Source organism: Vibrio sp. RE88, assembly GCF_013113835.1.
Lineage (GTDB): Bacteria > Pseudomonadota > Gammaproteobacteria > Enterobacterales > Vibrionaceae > Vibrio.
The window spans coordinates 95012-113772 of the sequence record NZ_VTYQ01000010.1 but is presented as its reverse complement, the minus strand read 5'-3'; the positions used below and the strand labels follow the sequence as shown (position 1 = coordinate 113772).

At 48.2% G+C, this 18761-nt stretch carries 11 protein-coding genes; 5 read left to right on the top strand and 6 right to left on the bottom strand.

Annotated features, from left to right (window positions below):
* Positions 1–351 precede the first annotated feature (351 nt).
* On the top strand, positions 352–531 hold the full coding sequence (locus tag F0265_RS20675; protein WP_006959721.1) for a hypothetical protein: 180 nt from the start codon (positions 352–354) through the stop codon (positions 529–531).
* Between the two features lie 29 nt (positions 532–560).
* Here the strand turns inward: F0265_RS20675 and recD are convergent, their stop codons facing one another.
* The 4 genes from recD to F0265_RS20655 all read right to left on the bottom strand — a co-directional run bounded on the left by recD (position 561) and on the right by F0265_RS20655 (position 11063).
* Positions 561–2660, bottom strand: coding sequence for an exodeoxyribonuclease V subunit alpha (gene recD / locus F0265_RS20670; RefSeq protein ID WP_171750203.1), 2100 nt, complete (start codon positions 2658–2660; stop codon positions 561–563).
* A gap of 2 nt (positions 2661–2662) precedes the next feature.
* Entirely contained in the window at positions 2663–6283 is a 3621-nt protein-coding gene (recB, locus tag F0265_RS20665; protein ID WP_171750202.1) for an exodeoxyribonuclease V subunit beta, read from the bottom strand.
* 255 nt (positions 6284–6538) lie between these two features.
* Positions 6539–10000 carry an exodeoxyribonuclease V subunit gamma gene (recC, locus tag F0265_RS20660; protein WP_171750201.1) on the bottom strand — a complete coding sequence of 1154 codons (3462 nt, stop codon included), beginning with the start codon at positions 9998–10000 and terminating at the stop codon, positions 6539–6541.
* A gap of 94 nt (positions 10001–10094) precedes the next feature.
* Positions 10095–11063, bottom strand: coding sequence for a TDT family transporter (locus F0265_RS20655; RefSeq protein ID WP_045986266.1), 969 nt, complete (start codon positions 11061–11063; stop codon positions 10095–10097).
* Between the two features lie 107 nt (positions 11064–11170).
* On the opposite strand from F0265_RS20655, the gene F0265_RS20650 reads away from it, so the two are divergent.
* Entirely contained in the window at positions 11171–12058 is an 888-nt protein-coding gene (locus tag F0265_RS20650) for a LysR substrate-binding domain-containing protein (protein ID WP_171750200.1), read from the top strand.
* A 56-nt stretch (positions 12059–12114) separates the two neighbouring features.
* On the opposite strand, the gene F0265_RS20645 is transcribed toward F0265_RS20650, so the two are convergent.
* Both F0265_RS20645 and F0265_RS20640 read right to left on the bottom strand, forming a co-directional pair.
* Positions 12115–15297, bottom strand: coding sequence for a multidrug efflux RND transporter permease subunit (locus tag F0265_RS20645; protein ID WP_171750199.1), 3183 nt, complete (start codon positions 15295–15297; stop codon positions 12115–12117).
* Positions 15298–15312: 15 nt separating this feature from the next.
* Positions 15313–16536 (bottom strand): efflux RND transporter periplasmic adaptor subunit, encoded by a 1224-nt coding sequence (locus tag F0265_RS20640; protein WP_006959729.1) that lies wholly within the window; start codon positions 16534–16536, stop codon positions 15313–15315.
* A gap of 162 nt (positions 16537–16698) precedes the next feature.
* Here F0265_RS20640 and F0265_RS20635 point away from each other — a divergent pair, with 162 nt between their 5' ends.
* The 3 genes from F0265_RS20635 (at position 16699) to F0265_RS20625 (ending at position 18707) form a co-directional block, all read left to right on the top strand.
* The gene (locus F0265_RS20635; RefSeq protein WP_065740637.1) at positions 16699–17313 is read left to right on the top strand and encodes a TetR/AcrR family transcriptional regulator; all 615 of its coding nucleotides are present in this window, start codon (positions 16699–16701) and stop codon (positions 17311–17313) included.
* Positions 17314–17507: 194 nt separating this feature from the next.
* Positions 17508–17813, top strand: a complete 306-nt coding sequence (locus tag F0265_RS20630; RefSeq protein WP_019274144.1) for a YebG family protein — start codon at positions 17508–17510, stop codon at positions 17811–17813.
* Between the two features lie 144 nt (positions 17814–17957).
* Positions 17958–18707, top strand: a complete 750-nt coding sequence (locus tag F0265_RS20625) for a copper homeostasis protein CutC (RefSeq protein WP_171750198.1) — start codon at positions 17958–17960, stop codon at positions 18705–18707.
* The last annotated feature ends 54 nt before the right edge of the window (positions 18708–18761 follow it).

The following is an 18761-nucleotide window of genomic DNA, read 5'->3' as shown; positions in this document are numbered from 1 at the left end:
GTTATCGGCTTATCAGGTAGGGCAACTACGTTTCAAATCCTCTGCCTTGTATAAAGAACCCACAAACTGCTGCAAAAATCAGCTCAAAAGGTCAACAGACCCTAGTAACAAGACAAAGAGTTAGGAAGTTTCTTTGTCTCGTCTCACTGCTGAAACGCTATTGTTCCCATTTTGATCAATTTTTCCGCTTTATTTTGTTGCATTAACTGGTTAAAATTCGAGCTCCCTAATAACCCGCTACGGGAAAAGGGGAGCCCGATTGGACTCGTCTTCAACTTACAGGCACCTAAGCCTGATAAGTCGCACGGATTGCTTGAGGTAGATAACAACGTCACTAAGAGCAAATGACCGATGAAAACCATCATCTGTAACTCGATCCAGAGTTTCTGGGATATGGCTGATAACGAACTTCTGGAAGGGCTGGACGTCCACTGCGTCTTCCCAGTCAGTAAAGGTTTAAAAGCATTTATATTGAACTACCAGCAGAAGTACGGCATCCGCAGTATCTCTTTCAGCCAGGCAATTCAATAACTTCTCTCAATAGCCACGGATGGTAATTGTTATAAACGGTTTACCAAGCCACTCGCTCTCTCAGTTCTGATCTTCACCCCTCGCGCCATCACTCTGTCATCCACATATAAACTCAATTTTTGTTTTGCACGCGTAATGCCCGTATAGATAAGCTCACGAGTCAGAATTGGCGTAAATTCTGGTGGCAATATCATCAAGGTGTGCTCAAATTCACTGCCCTGTGATTTATGAATCGTCATCGCGTAGGCCGTTTCATGCTCTGGTACTCGACTTGGAAGCACGGCTTTAACCGATCCATCGGGGAGTTCGAAAAAGACCTTCAGTCGCTCAACTCCATCCGAGTTATCACGTAGACAAAGGCCAATATCACCATTGTACAAGCCCAATGCGTGATCGTTACGTACCACCATAACAGGCCTTCCGTGATACCAAATCTCGTCCTGAACCTGAATCATTTTACGTGCGTTTAATGCTCGCTCTATGCGTTGATTAAGTCCTGAGATACCAAAGTCCCCTTCTCGAACGGCACACAGCAAACGACATTTTGCGAACAACTGCAGCGCATCTTTTGCACGCTGATGAGTGGTTTCTGGTTGTTCAGTGTCGGGATCCACGACCACTTGTCCGATTCGCTTTAAGTAATGGCTGTATTCCTGTGCCAATGTTTGAATCATCTGACTGTAGTGCTGACCATCAATAGGAAATCTCGCTATGTCTTCGAAATCTCGCTGCCAGACCCAATCAACTTTTTGCATTGAGCCGGAATTGATTGCTTTCGCTAATTGTCCGATACCTGAACGGGCATCAAATCGGTAGCTCTTTTGCAGCATGCACAAACTATCAGCAATAGTCGCCGTGGTATTGGAGGAATGTGCCAGTGTCTGGTAGCCAGTAAGCTGAGTAATCACACCGGCGTGAGCGGCACTGTAGCCTTGTTGGTAAAAGGAGCAAATGTCCCCCAGCACAGCCCCAGCTTCCACCGACGCAAGCTGATCTTTATCACCGAGCAGTATCAAACGGGCATGTTTAGGCAGTGCATCCACCAACTTATACATCATGGGCAGATCCACCATAGAGGCTTCATCCACCACTAAGATATCGAGGTGAAGTGGATTGTGCTGGTTGTGACGAAATTCAACGCTGTTTGGCACCGCGCCTAGCAAGCGATGTAAAGTGCTGGCGTCGGTTGGGATTTGCTCTTTAAGCGCGGGTTCAACGGGCAATTCTGCTACCGCCTTACCAATAGATTCCGTCAATCGCGCAGCCGCTTTACCTGTCGGAGCGACGAGCTTAATAACCGGAACATCTCCAGCTTGCTGAGCCTGAGTGATCAGAGCGGCAAGTAATTTCGTCACTGTGGTAGTTTTTCCGGTACCCGGGCCACCAGAAATCACCGCAAAGCGTCGCGTCAATGCCACCGCTGCCGCTACCTTTTGCCAGTTAACACAGACCGACACGGGTACCAGCTGATCCAGTACGTTCAAATGCTCTATTTTGGTCGCACTAAGGAGCTTTTGGTCTATGGTAGGCCAATCGAGCTGTTCGCTGCTCACTACATCAAGATGATCGCAGACTAGCTGCTGTCTGAGTACCTGTGTAGAACTCCCATCAGATTGCGCGGAGGCCAGAGCAGTAAAGAGATAACGATAGTTTCTGGCGAACAGATGATTCAGCAACTCTGCCAGTTTTTGGGCATCAGTAGGCTTTAGGATCATAGGTGATCCAAAGCTGTTCAAGCGACTTGCCAGTACAACTTCGTAATGCCAGTACCGATGCAGATAAAGCCGTTCACCGTCAAAAATCATTGGCGATGTCTGCCCTTGCTCCCCGACCAAAGATGAAGCCTGAAGTAGTGATGGCCAATCTGCCTTTTGTAGCATTTGATTAAGCTCGATAGCCGCATCACCAAACAGCCCCAATTTGGCTGCCAAATCCACAGGCTGTCCGTAACCGTCAAACAGTGGCAAGCAAATATGCCCCTTACCTAACTCGCAGCTGAGGATTGCGGCAATAAAAGCAACGTATTCATCTTTACTTTGAGCAAGAATAAAACGAGCAAACTGATAATCAATCTGTCGGATTGAACCTTTGCTCGCCAGAGGCTGAAGACGCGAAAAGAGATCTTGCATGATTAGAGTAACTCCATCTGACCAGAGCTGGACTGTTTCGGTTCGATAGGACGCCCATCAATCAGGCTGTCCATGTTTTCGAGAAACTCAAGTGTCGGGCGTGCAGAGAAAATGCCGTGTTCACTTGCTCCATCCATACCACGTAAAAACAGGTAATAGACTCCGCCGAAGTGAGTCTGGTAATCGTAATTTGGTACACGAGAGCGTAGGAATCGGTGTAAAGCCAGCGCATAGATTTGATATTGCAGATCATAGCGGTGATCCGCCATTGCCGCTTTCAGGGCCTCGCCATGATAATCAGCGACATTATCTCCAAGGTAATTGGATTTCCAGTCAAGTACGTAATACTTACCCTGATGTTCAAACACCAAGTCGATAAAACCTTTCAGCATACCCTGTGTGGAATGAAAGCCTAGATCGCCCGCTTTGGCAGACAGAGGGTCATGACGCTGAATAACTCGATTCAATGCTGGCGCAGTCAGTATTTCAATCGGTAACAAGAACTCCATTTCAACTAAGCGTTGGGCAGGCTGTTTTTGATTGAGTTTCAGTTGCTTACCATCTAACGGCGTTGCCAATACCGTATCGACGAGTTGTTGCAGTATCGGCAACCAAGCAAGGTCAAGCTGCTCACTTTCCATCAAATTAACAATGATTTCGCTATTGCTGTCTGAGGTTGCAGATTCGGTAAACTCAACCTCTTCAAATAAGGTGTGAAGGAAGGTACCTGGTCTGGCGCCTTTCGGGAAAGTAAAAATGTTTTTCTCAGGCTCAAGCTGCTCTTCCTCCTGCTGCTCATCAGAAGAGTCGACATCCAACAACAAAATGTCCGTCACAGCATCGTCAAAATGGTGGCTGGCTCCCTGCTTAACCAGACCGGAATAACTGGTGATACGCCAGTTACGATCGATTTCATTTTGCAATTCATTGGCATGCAGCGCTTGCTTCTCTGCTGCGCGAGTAACAAGCTTTTCATTCACACTCTCAGGTAAATCCGCCAACCGGACACAACTAAGCTGCTGAGCGTGCTGTTGCAGCGCAGCGGTTAAATCGGCGATACCACCTTGCTCACCATTTTGTAATAAGTACCCCATCGCACTGTGGTGCACGCCAGTCGGCTCTTTCGTCGAACGACCATTACGTAGCGGCGCCGCACCGACAAAGCAGCCATAAACCGCTCGGGTGAGCGCTACGTAGATCAAGCGCAGATCTTCCGCCAGCCGCTCCTTATCAGCTTGCTGTAATGAGGCGTCCTGTTTGGTGATATCCAGAATGGTTTTGTCTGAAGCACTATCGTAATACTTAGCTTCACTCGCCTCTCGATAGCTGAATACAAACGGCAAAAACACCAGATCGTATTCCAACCCTTTTGATTTGTGGATGGTGACAATCTGCACCAAATTGCGCTCCGATTCCAAACGCTGGATCTGCTCCTCACTCCCCCCGAGACCATTACGGGCATCACTAATAGCTTGCGCCAACCAGCGCAGCAAACCGTGGTCACTGTCGAGCTCTTGGCTGGCTTGCTGAAGCAGCTCTCCTATGTGCATAAAATCCGTCAGAGATCGCTCGCCATTATCTTCTTCAAGCAACCGTTCTGCGATGTGCCTTTTGCTCATCACGCTACGTAGCATCGGCAATACGCCACGCTGACTCCATAAGCGGCGATACTCTTTAAACTCATTGATGGCATTTTCCCACTCATTTTCATCGTTATTGAGTTTGTCGAGGGTTCCGGCATCAAGAGCAAACAGCTCAGAAGCAAGGCTGGCTCTTAAAGCGCGATCATTTTCCGACGTGAGCACCGCTTGGAGTAATCGCTGTAGGTCTTCTGCTACCTGTGAGACAAATACGCTATCTCGGTTGGACAGATACACGCTGGCAATCCCCTGCTCTGCCAAGGCCTGTTTTATCATTCGACCTTCACTGCCGGTTCGCACCAATACCGCAATATCTCCGGCCTGAATCGCGTGTCGAGACTTCCCGTCATCAAAAAACGCACGCTCGCTCTGAGCCGCTGACAGAATACGATGGATTTCATCGGCACAGGCCTGCGCCATGGCTTGATGGTATTCACCTTTCGCCAACGGCTTCTCTTCGGCTTCTTGTAACCAGTAAGTCATTGCCGGCTGAAGCTGTCCATCTATCGTCCAATGGCGCTTGTTTGCATTCGGGCTCGATTTAACCGGAAGAAACGGAATGTCATCGTCATAAACAAACGGGCTGCTCGGCGTTTCGAACACCTGATTCACCGCTGCGACCATGTCTGAGCTCGACCGCCAGTTAGTACAAAGAGTGAAGTGCGATTGAACCCTATTTTTCGCCTTAATATAGGTAAATATATCCGCACCACGAAAACCGTAAATCGCCTGTTTGGGATCACCAATCATGAACAAACCACACTGAGGGTGATCAAGATAGATACGGCTGAATATGCTGTATTGAAGCGGGTCGGTATCCTGAAATTCATCGATCATGGCGACCGGATAGAGAGCCCGGATTCGCTGCATAAGCAGCTCACTGTCATCTTCATCAATCGCTGCGGACAGCTGAGTCAGCAGATCATCAAACGACAACCACTGTTTCTGCTGCTTGGCCTTCGCCAACATCTCGCGGCACTGTTCTATGGCGTGTGCCAGCAGTGGTGCTTCAAGACTAATAGGCTGGGCGAGAAACTGCTCGATAGCAACAAAAGCGGGATGGCTTGGCGCCTGCCCTTTAGGGGTCTTCTCTTGCAGGACATTCTGTGCGAACTTTTCCAGTTTATCTGGGTACTCATAGCCCGTGGTTTCACTCGCCGCCCACATGTCCACCGTTTCAAGCCAAGCAGGCAATGATTTCTTGGTGTAGCTACGCTTGTTGACATCCGAGTCGCTGATAAGAGCAAGGTAGTCTTGCTGCCCTTCGCGCCAAATTGTTTTGAGTTCATCAATCTGTTTGAGGTTTTGGCTATGCAAGTCAGCCATACTGCCTTGCATTGCTGGCACTGAGAGCTGCAAAGGTGCCCCAGTTAAATGAGGGCTGATCTTTTTCAGCAGTTCGGCAGGCGCTCCCCAAATTCGGCGCACTTCACCGGCAAGATTAAGCGGTAGTGGGTAGAAATTACGTCGCCAGTAATCCGCCACAACCTGAGCTTTAAGATGACTTTCGTCAGTAATGAATTCGTTATTAAAACGGCTACCGGACTCAAACGCATTTTGAGTCAACATGCGCTGACAAAAACCGTGAATCGTATAGACTGCCGCTTCATCCATCTGCCTTTCCGCTTGAAGGAGAATTTCAGCCGCTTGAGAATGATCGTCAATGGCTTCAAGCAAAGGTTGAATCACGGGATCACCGCTTTGACCACGAGAAAAAGCCAGCCGCGCATCATGAATTCGGGCTCGAATCCGGTCTCTCAATTCAGCGGTCGCGGCCTCGGTAAAGGTCACCACCAGAATTTGGTCTACCGTTAGCGGCTGTTGGTGTTTGCTTTCTGCACTACCATGACCGAGCAGTAACCTGAGGTACAGGCCAGCAATAGTGAAGGTTTTTCCGGTTCCGGCTGACGCCTCTATTAAACGCGCGCCATGAAGCGGAAAAGTCATGGTATCCAGTGACGTTACCATTGACGTCGATGTCATAAAATTCGTGCCCTTGATGCATTTATTCCAGATCCAAATGTGATCCAGACTTTAAAACGATATTTATCAATAAAAATCCCATTCAAGATAGGATTTTATGAGACCTCTCTCACGGCAAGCGGCGAGTCTTACCGATAGTATTCGCTGCACGACTTACGCAGGCAGCACCTGACGCTAAGCAACCGAATCATGGTCCCTCTGACCTGTGGCCGTACAGAAAACGCCCTACACCAATAATGATTTCCTGGCGGCCACCTACTTCTCTATCTCTTGATTATCTTTCACTGCCAATCTCGGCGCTTGTAACACTAATGCCGTCAACGTCCTGACTTGCATCGCCAACTCATCGCTCCATTCAGGCCAGATACGAGCAATGTAAGCGTTCGCGCCTTCCCCATGGCTAAGGTAACCATCGTTAAATGTGTCTGCCATTTTCTTGAGTGACTTTTCTTCATCATCAGCCCAATTACCACGGCTAAAGCCCGCTTCTACACAAGCTAAAGCGGTATTCGGGAAGTACGTTAAAGGCGTTGTCATTCCCTGATAGAACAAGCGAACCAACTCTCCCAGCGTCGAGTGAGCAGCAGCCGCACTCTCGAGTGGCGGAAACGTTAGGTGCACGGCTCCTTCTTTGCGGTCATAACCGACCATATGCGAGCATTGCTGATGCCCCATCGCATTCATAGCCAGATGATCGATCCAGACAGCAAGGTAGTCCTGAGCACGGATTCGCCCACTGCGAAAACGAACTAAGCCCGATTGATAGCTTTGAGTTAGCCAACCTGTCAGCTGAACAGGCTTTCCTTCTCCCAACACATCAAAGGTCAGTTTCACTTCAAGATCGCCGCTCGGTGAGCCACATAACCAAGTGAGCTTTTCTACCAGCTCTTCAGCCTGCACTCGATTGGTTTCAAATTCTATATCACCAAATGCGCCTACTGGTAGCTTACCTTGAGCACGTTGATGTGAGATGAAGTCGTCAATAATGGCTTGCTGATCTCCTGCACCACTGAGCTGGTGTTCAAGCAATAATTCCAACAGGCTATCGCGCATTTGGTAGCTTTCTAAGCCATTGAGAACGAATGGCTCATCATCTTCCATTACAGGTAACGGAGGCTCAAACACCACCTTGAGACGGCGGTTGAAGAAGTACTGCACAGGCAAACGCCAGAAGCGTTGTAACTCAACCAAATCCAGTTCGAGCGGATAGACGGCATCTAACAGGTAATCACTTAACTGGCGATTGAACTGGCCGCCAACTTGTCCTTGTCGATTCGCCGCAGGCAACCACTCCTTGGCATAACTGGCATTATGTTCAACAAAAGCACTCGGGCTAAACGGCACCATAGAGTGACTGGCACTAATACAATTCAACAGGCGTTGACCCGATTCGTCGACCGCTAACGCTTCATCTCCTGCCAGACAATAGTTTTGTTGGCAATATTCCATCAACTCAGACACCAATACTGACGGTACGCGCTCAGTATTGTCCTGAATCGAGCGACCCACATAGCTGATATAGAGCGTATGCTGCGCTGACAACAAGGCTTCCAAAAATAGATATCGGTCGTCATCCCGACGAGAGCGGTCACCGGGTTTCGCCCGGCCATTCATTAAATCAAACCCTTCAGGCGGAACCGTTCGTGGATAAATCCCATCGTTCATACCAAGCAGACAGACAGTGCGAAATGGGATCGAGCGCATTGGCATCAGAGTACAGAAGTTGACTTGGCCGGCAAGAAAACGCTGGCTGACTCGGGTTCCGGAGAGTTTGTTGTGCAAGTATTGAGAGACAATATTTGGCGTCAGATCCTGCTCATACGCCGCTTCTTGAAGTTGATCTTTCAATGACGTCAGCGTATCCCGAATAGACTTAAGCGCCGCTTCTCCTTCCAGATCCACGTTGAAGAAGTCATCCAGCGCAACCGTCAAGGTTTCACGCCAGTGTTCAATGGACTGGGTCTGGGCCAATTGGCTGCGGTAATGGCTGACGGTTTCGATAAAATGAGCCAGTTTCCCCGCTAACTCAGCTCCCATCCCCTGGACTTGATTATAAGGGGACAACAGCCCGCTTTCGGTCTCGAGCAGCCCTGCAGACTCAGGCATAGCGTAACCGAGCAACATGCGCTGAATGCCAAATTGCCAAGTGTTTTGAGAGGTTTCGGGCAAATCAAATTCTTCGCCAGTATGGTGATTAAGCCCCCAGCGAATGCCCGACTCTTCGACCCATTGTTTCGCTTGAATGAATTCATCTTCATTCAAACCAAATCGCGCCAAAATAGCTGGCGTTTCAAGCAATTCGAGTAATTCAGAAGCAAGGCAGCGAGTATTTGGCAAGTTCACTACCTGCATAAACGCATGCAAGATCGGGCTTTCCTGATCAGCCGTTCGATCAGAGATGGAATAAGGGATGAATCGTTCGCCCGGCGCATTACCAAACACGGCCTGAATGGCCGGACTGTAGGCATTAATATCCGCCACCATAACAATGATGTCGCGTGGTTTAAGGCTTGGGTCGGCATCAAACATCGCCAGCAACTGATCATGCAGCACTTCCACTTCACGCATTGGGCTGTGGCATGCATGCAACGTGACCGAGCGATCTCGCTCATCAATCACTTGCTTGTGATGGCTGTCATCGAGGGTATTGTCATCTTGATGCTCTTCAAGGTTAAGGATATCGGCCTGTAAATGGTGTAACAGAGAGTCACGGTCAATATCAACGAAAGCTTCAATTTCATGAGACTCCAGTTGAGACAGTAAATACATGTTGTCTCTGCCCAACTTGCCCATTGAAGCGAGTAAGCTGTTGCCCACCACATTGGTGTGCAGTTCGTCATCGAGGTTTTGTTCGATATCACCTTTGAGCTGCTGTGTTTCACCTTCGAGCTTGGAATGGTCTTGTTTCCATACCAGATGTTGTCGATGCCGAGCAGCCAAGCGCGCGAGGTATTTACGATCGCGTACCTCGCCCCAGTAGTAACGACAGGGGTTAGTAAACATCAGATGGACATCAATATGCTCACCGATGGCTTTCAGCGCATCCATATAGCGAGGCGGCAGCGAAGTGATGCCAAACACAAATAATCGCTTCGGCAAATGATCAAACTTACCGCTGTAGTTTTCCAGCGTATCGATAAAGTGTTCGTAAAGGTTGGCGCGATGATAGGGCGACTGCCCTAGTTCAATAGTGTGATCGTACAGTGCCTGCCACAAAATAGGCTGCCAGCTATGTTCTTCTTCCAGCTCAGCTACAGCTTGGCCAGCTTCCCAACCGGCGATCCACTCTGGGCGATAAACCAGATAGCCATCGAAAATATCAGCGATTTTTTCGGCAAGTTGATAGAGCTTACTCTGATCATCGTCATCCACTAGGTAGCGCTTAAGTGCCTCAAACTCCACCTGTTCAAGAAGGCTGGGAATAATAAACATTAACTTCCAGGTCATGGCTTCTTTGTTGAAAGCGCTTCGCTGCGGCACATCAGGCAACACCTGAGTGAACATATTCCAGATGAAGGTGGCAGGCAGCGGGAATTCAATGTTTGCGGCAACACCAAACTCTTTAGCCAGCTCCATTTTCAGCCATTGCGACATACCCGGACTCTGAACCAGAATTTGCTCTTGTTCGAATGGGTTTTCTAATGGATTGAGCCGAACCAACTCGACGAGTAAGGATTTTAAAACGTCAACTTGGTTGGAATGGTAGACAGTAAACAAAATGCACTCACACTATTCTTGCCGCAATTGGGTTGAGATTAGCATAAGTGCATAGCTTTCTTGATAATTATACGCTTGTCAGTGCGTCAAAAGGTTACGCATTACGCACTATGACCTTATGAGGCTGATAGAAGCTGAAGTAACGCCATGCCACATACCCGACAACACCAGTCGCCACTATCAGCTCAAGACCTGCTAGCGTGTGCACCTGTTCAACATAACGAGCGTCTATCCCAGCCTGTTGCATCCATCCTGCCAACTTAAATAACGCAGTTGAGCTAATGACGATTGGGAAAGTAAACGCGGCATAGCCTGGGCTAAACGGCAATCTCATTAATTTGAAGAATGCAAGATAGATAATCGCTGTCATCAATACGCCAATACCAAACAGCAAACCGACAATCACAGGCGATGGCTGTGCTGACACAGTCAGATAACCTGCCAACGATAAGCTCGCGGGTGCAGCCATAATGGCTAAGGTTGGCTTGGCGGCATCAGGCACCTGATGGGTAAACATAAAGCGATAAATCATCATTGGTAGCATCACGGCATACGCCAACATGCCGAAGATCAAGACACCATGCGCAATCACAGCCAAGTCAGGGTTCCCCGAAAACGAAACATCCGCGACAATAATGCCCACAGGTGGTACAAACCAGCTTGGCACCATATGATGAAGTTCAAATTCCTGAGCACGGTGATAGATAAAGCTGACGAGGAAAACAATATGCAGGCCAACCGCACCCAGCCACAGCGCATCCCCTGCCGCAGGGAAGAACTGGCCCAGAGAATTCGATACCACCATCGCCCCCATAGCAAAGGTCGGAACGACACTACCAACCACAGGGTGAGCTAAGTCCTGACTCAACAAGTGTCGGTGAAACAGAAATTTGACCGCCAGAACCACGAGCAACACGCTTGCTATCGCTGCCCCGCCCAACTGGCCATAACCATTTAAAGGCGCAAAGTTTTCCCAACACCAACCTAAACTGGCAATCCCTAGCGCTAATCCTGCCATAGGTGTCGGTGCACCCATCACTTTTGCTTTTGTCGCTTGAATCATCATTGCCTCACATTCTTTCTTCTACGGAGACAATATTACGCTTGCTAAACGTTCGAATATATCTAATTATTTAAAACACTCGTTCAAAATAGTTAAACGTTATTATTATGGCTGCCAATATCTCCCTTAAACAGTTGAAAGTGTTCATTGCCATTACTCAGCACGACACATTGACTGCCGCCTCGGAAGCGCTGTTTTTATCCAAAGCCGCCGTCAGTATGGCGTTGTCAGAACTGGAGAAACAGCTCGGTCATTCATTATTTGATCGGGTCAATAATCGCCTTGTTCTCAATCAGGAAGGGCAAAAGCTGCTGCCACTGGCAGACGAGCTATTGCATCGCGCTCAGGATATCGACCAACTGTTTGACGGTGACCAAACGCTAAACGGGCTGCTCAGAATTGGCGCCAGTGATACGATTGGTAATCAAGTCGCCCCTTATATGCTCAGCCAATTTCGCCAGCAGACAGGCCACAAATCGCAGAGCTTATTTATTTCAAATTCTGCTTTGATCTGCGAGAAGTTAGTCGACTATGAGCTCGATCTGGCATTAATTGAAGGCAAAACCTTACATCCTCAGCTGATTTCCACTCAGTTTGGTCAAGATGAAATGTGTGTTATTTGTGCGCCAGATTCTCCCTTTGCTAAATCTCCTCAACACCCAATCGGAGAGCTGGAAAACAGTGAATGGATTCTGCGCGAGCCCGGATCTGGTTCACGAGAATTTTTCTTACGTGTGATTGCACCACGCCTTGAACACTGGCAAGAAGCGTTTCAACTCAATACCACTGAAGCACTGATCAACAGCGTTTCTGCTGGCCTCGGCCTTGGCTGTTTATCGCGCTTATCGGCAGAACCCGCGATTCGTAGTGGTCGAGTGGTCGAACTGACGTTACCACTGGATATGAAAAGGCGCTTCTGGTTACTGGTGCACAAAGAAAAGTATCAAAGCCCGCTACTCAAATCCTTTATCGATTTCTGTCACAACTGGCAATAAAAAAAGGGCAGCCCCAATCACTAGGGCTGCCCTTCTAATCACTCAAATCAGAGAGATCAGACAGTGGATTCGTTTGCTGGTTCAAGCGTCAGCTTTTGTTCCGCTTTGTTCTGTTTCGCTGGGCTACGTTTAGCCAGTACGTAATAGAACAGTGGCGTGAGTAACAGGCCAAATACCGTTACACCAATCATGCCAGAGAACACTGCGATCCCCATGGCTTGTCGCATTTCAGCACCCGCACCGGTAGAGAACACCATAGGCACAACCCCCATAATGAAGGCGATCGATGTCATCAGAATCGGGCGTAAACGCAGACGCGAAGCCTCTAGAACCGCCTCCATGACAGTGCGACCTTTATCCTGCAGTTCCTTGGCAAATTCAACGATCAAGATAGCGTTCTTCGTCGCCAGACCAACCAATACAATCAGACCAATCTGGGTAAAGATGTTGTTATCACTACCCCACATGATCACACCACTGATCGCCGACAATAGTGTCATCGGGATAATCAATATGATCGCCATCGGTAAACGAACACTTTCATATTGAGCCGCCAACACAAGGAACACCAACAAGATCACTAGAGGGTAAATCAGCGTGGCAGTATCACCAGCCAACTTCTGCTGGTAAGTCAGCTCTGTCCACTCATACGTCATGCCGATAGGTAAAGTCTCAGCAAGGATCTGCTCAATCGCAGCCTGCGCCTCACCTGAGCTAAAGCCTGGCATTGGGCTACCGTTCACTTCAGCCGTCGTATACGCGTTGTAATGCATCACACGATCCGGACCTGCGCTGTAGTTAACGTCAACAAAGGCCCCCAGAGGAATCATGTCGCCATCGGCATTGCGGACCTTAAGCTGACGGATTTGCTCTGGTGTCTGACGGAACTCTTCATCAGCCTGAACATTGACCTGATAAGTGCGGCCAAAACGGTTGATGTCATTCACATAGGTACTACCCATGTAGGATTGAAGTGTAGAGAACACATCGTCAAGAGACAGATCCTGCTTCAGCGCTTTGGTACGATCGACATCCAGATCAAGCTGAGGCACATTGACCTGATAGCTTGAGAATACGCCCGTCAGAGCTGGGTGTGCCCAAGCTTTCATGATCACTTGTTGAGTGACACCATACAAAGCTTCATAGCCATGGTTTGCTCTGTCCTGAATTTGGAGACGGAAGCCACCAATGGTTCCCAGCCCCTGTACAGGCGGCGGTGGGAAAATAGCGATAAAGGCATCTGGAATCGAAGCGAACTTCTGGTTCAGCTGCATCGCAATCGCGTTGGCACTCAAGCTTGGATCTTGGCGTTCATCGAAGTCGGCCAATGGTGTGAACACAATGCCGCTATTGGGGCTATTGGTGAAACCATTGATGCTCAGTCCTGGGAAAGCCACAGAATGTTCAACACCCGGTTGCGCCAGTGCGATTTCCGACATTTCACGAATCACCGCTTCAGTTCGATCCAGTGACGCTGCATCTGGTAATTGTGCAAACGCCACCAGATATTGCTTATCCTGCCCCGGTACGTAGCCCGTAGGAGTCTGATCAAACTGATAAGCTGTCAATCCAAGCAAGCCAACATACATCAAGCCAATCAAGGCACCTAAACGGATGGTCTTGGTCACAGCGTAGCCGTATACCATAGCACCACGATTAAATAGCTTATTGAACGGCGCAAAGATAAAGCGGCCAAACAATCTGTCCATCGCACGGGTTAACCAGTCTTTCGGCTGATCGTGACCACGTAGCAATAGCGCTGATAACGCAGGGCTTAAGGTCAGTGAGTTAATCGCTGAAATAAAGGTTGAGATAGTAATCGTCAACGCGAACTGTTTATAGAATTGCCCGGTTAGGCCAGACATAAACGCCGTCGGGATGAATACCGCCGCCAAGACTAAAGTCGTTGCAACGATTGGCCCCGTTACTTCTCGCATCGCTTTTTCAGTCGCGGCAATCGGTGCTAAACCTTCTTCGATATTCCGCTCAACGTTTTCGACCACAACAATGGCGTCATCGACGACAATACCAATCGCCAATACCAGACCAAACAGGGACAAGGCATTGAGCGAGAAACCCATCAGATACATGAAAGCAAACGTACCAACCAGTGATACAGGTACTGCTACCAATGGGATGATCGAAGCGCGCCAAGTCTGCAAGAATAGAACGACAACCAGTACCACTAGTAAAACAGCTTCGAGCAATGTCTGAACGACTGCTTCAATTGAGCCACGCACGAACACTGTCGGGTCATAAACGATCTCGTAGCTCACGCCTTGTGGGAAAGTTTGCGACAACTCCGCCATCTTCGCCCGTACATCATCAGAAATCTGAATCGCGTTAGAGCCAGAAGCTTGGAAAATAGGGATAGCAACCGCATCCTGATTATCCAGCATTGAGCGAAGAGAATATGTCTCTGCGCCTAACTCAATACGCGCCACGTCTCTGAGTCGGTTAACCTGACCATCTTCACCCACTTTGATGATGATGTTTTCAAACTCTTCAACTTCGCTTAGACGACCTTTCACATTGATCAATAACTGGAAGTCAGAGTCGCCACTTGGCTGTGCGCCCAAACTACCCGCCGCAGCTTGTTGGTTCTGTTCCTGAATCGCGGCAATCACTTCGCTTGGATTCATGTCCAGAGCGGCGACTTTGTTTGGATCCAGCCAGATACGCATGCTGTACTCACCGCCACCAAACAATCGAACCGCACCGACACCTTCGATACGAGCCAACTCATCTTTGACATTCAGCGCCGCATAGTTTGCTAGGTACAGCAGGTCATAACGCTCATCAGGTGAAATTAGGTGAACCACCATCGTCAGATCAGGCGATGATTTTTCTGTCACCACACCTAAGCGCTGCACAGTTTCTGGCAAGCGAGGTAAAGCGCGATCCACTCGGCTTTGAACCAGTGTTTGTGCCTTGTCCACATCGGTACCGATGGCAAAAGTCACGGTTAAGGTCATTACACCATCTGATGTCGCCTGCGAAGACATATACAACATGTCTTCCACACCATTAATCTCTTCTTCGAGTGGTGAGGCAACGGTATCGGCAATAACTTTAGGGTTTGCTCCCGGGTAGGTCGCCGTCACGACCACGGTCGGCGGCACCACTTCCGGATACTCGGTGATAGGCAACTGCCACACTGAGATCGCACCGCCGATAAAAATCAATATCGACAATACGGAAGCGAAGATCGGCCGACGTATAAAAAACTGAGAAAACATTGCAATGATTCCTTCTTAGTTCACTTGCAAAGTCAGAAGCTCATTGCGCTGCTGATCAAGTAGCGCCTGTTGCTGGCGAATGCTCGCGAGAGTATTTTCATCCACCATAGAGACTTCATTCGGCGTCACTGGCATATTGGCACGTACACGCTGCAGGCCATTGACGACGATTTTATCGCCTGCGTTCAGACCAGAAGCGATAATACGCAAGCCGTTAACACCTTCACCAAGTGAGATAGCGCGATACTGAACAACGTTGTCGTCACCAAGCACCAATACATATTTGTTATTCAAATCAGTACCAATCGCTTTGTTATCGATCAGAACGCCCTGATAGCTCGCTGAGCCTGCAATACGTAACTTGGCAAACATACCCGGAAGTAAGTTTTGCTTTTCGTTATCAAACACAGCGCGGACTCGAATAGTGCCCGTAGTTTCGTCAATCGCGTTATCAACGAAGTCGATGTAACCCACATGCGGATAACCGGTGTCATTCGCTAGCGCCATCTGCACCACATTTTCCGCTTCACCATTTTCAGGTAGAAGGTTATTAAGCTGTTGATATTTCAGGTAGCTACGCTCATCAACATCAAAATAGGCGTACATATGAGAAGTCGAAACTAAAGAAGTCAGCACAGTTTGGCCGGTCGTCACATAGTTACCTTTGGTGATTTCAGCATTAGAAACCTTACCGTCGATAGGGGCGCGAACCAGAGTAAACTCCAGATCCAACTCGGCTTGAGCTAAGGCTGCTTTTAATGCAGAGACACTGGCAATACTGCGCTGCTTATCTGCAAATCGGGCATCCACGGTTTCCTGAGAGATCGCTTTGGTTTTGCTCAGTCGTTGAGCACGTTCATAGTCTTTAATCGCCTGATTAAGGCTAGTTTGAGCGCTGCTGAGCTCCGCTTTAAGGCGTGTCACTTCAGCTGCGAACAGACGATTGTCGATGGAGAATAGTACATCTCCCGCTTCAACCACACTGCCTTCTTGGAAGTGAACTTTATCGACATAACCCGAAACGCGAGGCATCACAGTAACTGTCTGAGGTGACTCCAGACGACCTGAGTACTCATCTAACTCGGTGACTTTTTCAATTAATACCTGAGCCACTTCAACCCCAGGCGGTGGTGGCGCTGTCGCAGCTGATTCTGCGTGTGAATCCTGACATCCCGACAACACCAAAGGTGCTGCAATTGAGATTAGTAGAAGAGGATTTCTAAGGTGTTTACCTACCATCTCGCTATCCTTACCGTTATTTTTGTACCGATCGGTATAATAATCTCAAGTTTTGAGTTAGATCAAGATAAATTTATAAAATGAATGATTACTGCATATAGACAACGTATGACAGCCGCATTACCATTTAAGGGAGTTCAGGAATAAGTGACAGATAGATTTATGACAGGCGGAACTTCTGGCCGACCACGCTGTTTTGACCAAGAGACAGCGTTAGAAGAGGCATTAAAAGTTTTTTGGAATCAAGGGTATGAGGGTGCATCACTCACAGACCTAACGAAAGCTATGGGGATTAATAAGCCCAGCATGTATGCGACTTTTGGCAACAAAGAACAGCTCTTCCTGCAGGCCGTTGATATGTACAAGCGACGTGAAAGCGAGTTCTTCTATCAGGCGCTTGAACAGCAAAACATCCGCGACGTCATTACTGGAATTCTGTCTGGCTCTGCTCAAGCACACTGCTGCAATGAAAAACCCAAAGGCTGCCTAATGATACAGGGCGCACTGGCTTGCAGTTCAGAAGCCAGCACCATCAAGCAAACCCTAATGGCTAGCCGCAATGAGATGGGAGAAACTCTCCACCAAAGGTTTGAAAAAGCGCAACAAGAAGGTCAGTTGATCGAAGGCGCCAACCCGAGAGTAATGAGCCACTACCTCGCCACTGTGCTCAATGGTTTATCCGTTCACTCAGTAGATGATATTTCAGAAGAAATGATCCATGCCGTGGCTAACATGGCGATGAACAATTTGCTTTCATGCTGTATTCAGCCAGACTGATCACTCTCCCAATCGCAGAAGAGCTCATGCTTCTTCTGCCCTGAGTTTGTTTAGATAATCAACCAATTGCTCATACTATCAGCAAACGCATTGCCCAACTCTCAGAGTTGAGCTCGCTATCTGGACTTAATTGGTTAAAAACTGTATAAACAGACAGTAATAAATTCCATTAATTTTGAGTTAGAGGACCAACCATGGCTGTAATCGTCAAGTACGTGGTAGAACGCAACGGAGAAGAGAAAATGACTTTTACCTCTAAAGCGGAAGCTGACGCCTATGACAAAATGCTTGATATGGCTGATGAGCTTTTTGAGCTACTAGGTAAAAGTGAGTTGCTGGAAGATGAAGGCAAGCAAGAAGACTTGGCTATGTTCCTGGCACAAAACAAAGAAGAAGTACTTTTCGCACTTGGTGCTAAACGCAAACCTGCGCCAAAGAAAAAGAAAATTGAAGCGGTTGAAGACGCTGAAGAAGATTCAGATCAGGAAGACGCAGCATAACAACACGCTAAACAGATATATAAAACCTCAGCAATGGCTGAGGTTTTTTGCTTTAGGGGAAACTAATCGCCTCACGTTTACCCTAATTCCCTGCTCGCCTCTGAGTTACTATTTCTACTGTCTAGCCGTCATGAGAAAATTGAGATGAGTTATATTGTCGAAGTATGTATCGATAACATTGAATCCCTTCACCGCGCGATTAAAGGTGGTGCAGGCCGTATTGAACTTTGTTCATCACTGGCACTAGGTGGCCTCACACCAAGCTTTGGATTGATGAAACAAGCGGGCAAACTCTCATCTGTGCCTGTGTATGCCATGATTCGTCCTCGTCAGGGCGATTTTCTCTACACCGAGGAAGAGATTGAAAGCATGCTGATTGATATCGAAGCAGCGGCCGACGCTAAGTTGCAAGGTGTAGTTCTTGGCACCTTGAGTGCGGATGGTCATATTGATATGAACGCCGCTAAACGTCTGGTCAACAAAGCCAAACCCCTCAATCTAGGCGTCACTTTCCATCGCGCGATTGACCAATGCGCCGATTATCAGAGATCTATTGAAGATATTGCAGAGCTTGGTTGCGAACGTGTTCTCACATCTGGACTTGCCACTAATGTAGAACAAGGCCTTGATGTTCTTCGTCACATGGTGGAGCTTGCTGACGATCGCTTCTCAATAATGGCAGGTGCTGGCTTAAACGCGGAAAATGTCTGCAAGATCGTCTCGAATTCTGCTGTTCAGGAAGTGCATTTATCGGGTAAATCCACACGGCCAAGTAAAATGAAGCTCATCGCAAATCAAGCCAAAATGGGCAATCAGAATATTGATGACTTTGTCGTTCCGGTCACGGATCCACAAGCGATTGAAAAGGTAGTAAAAGCTCTCACTTCTTCGTGATTCTTCTCTCCCGTCTGACTTTGAAATGCTAACCTTTTGATAGCAAAAGGAGAG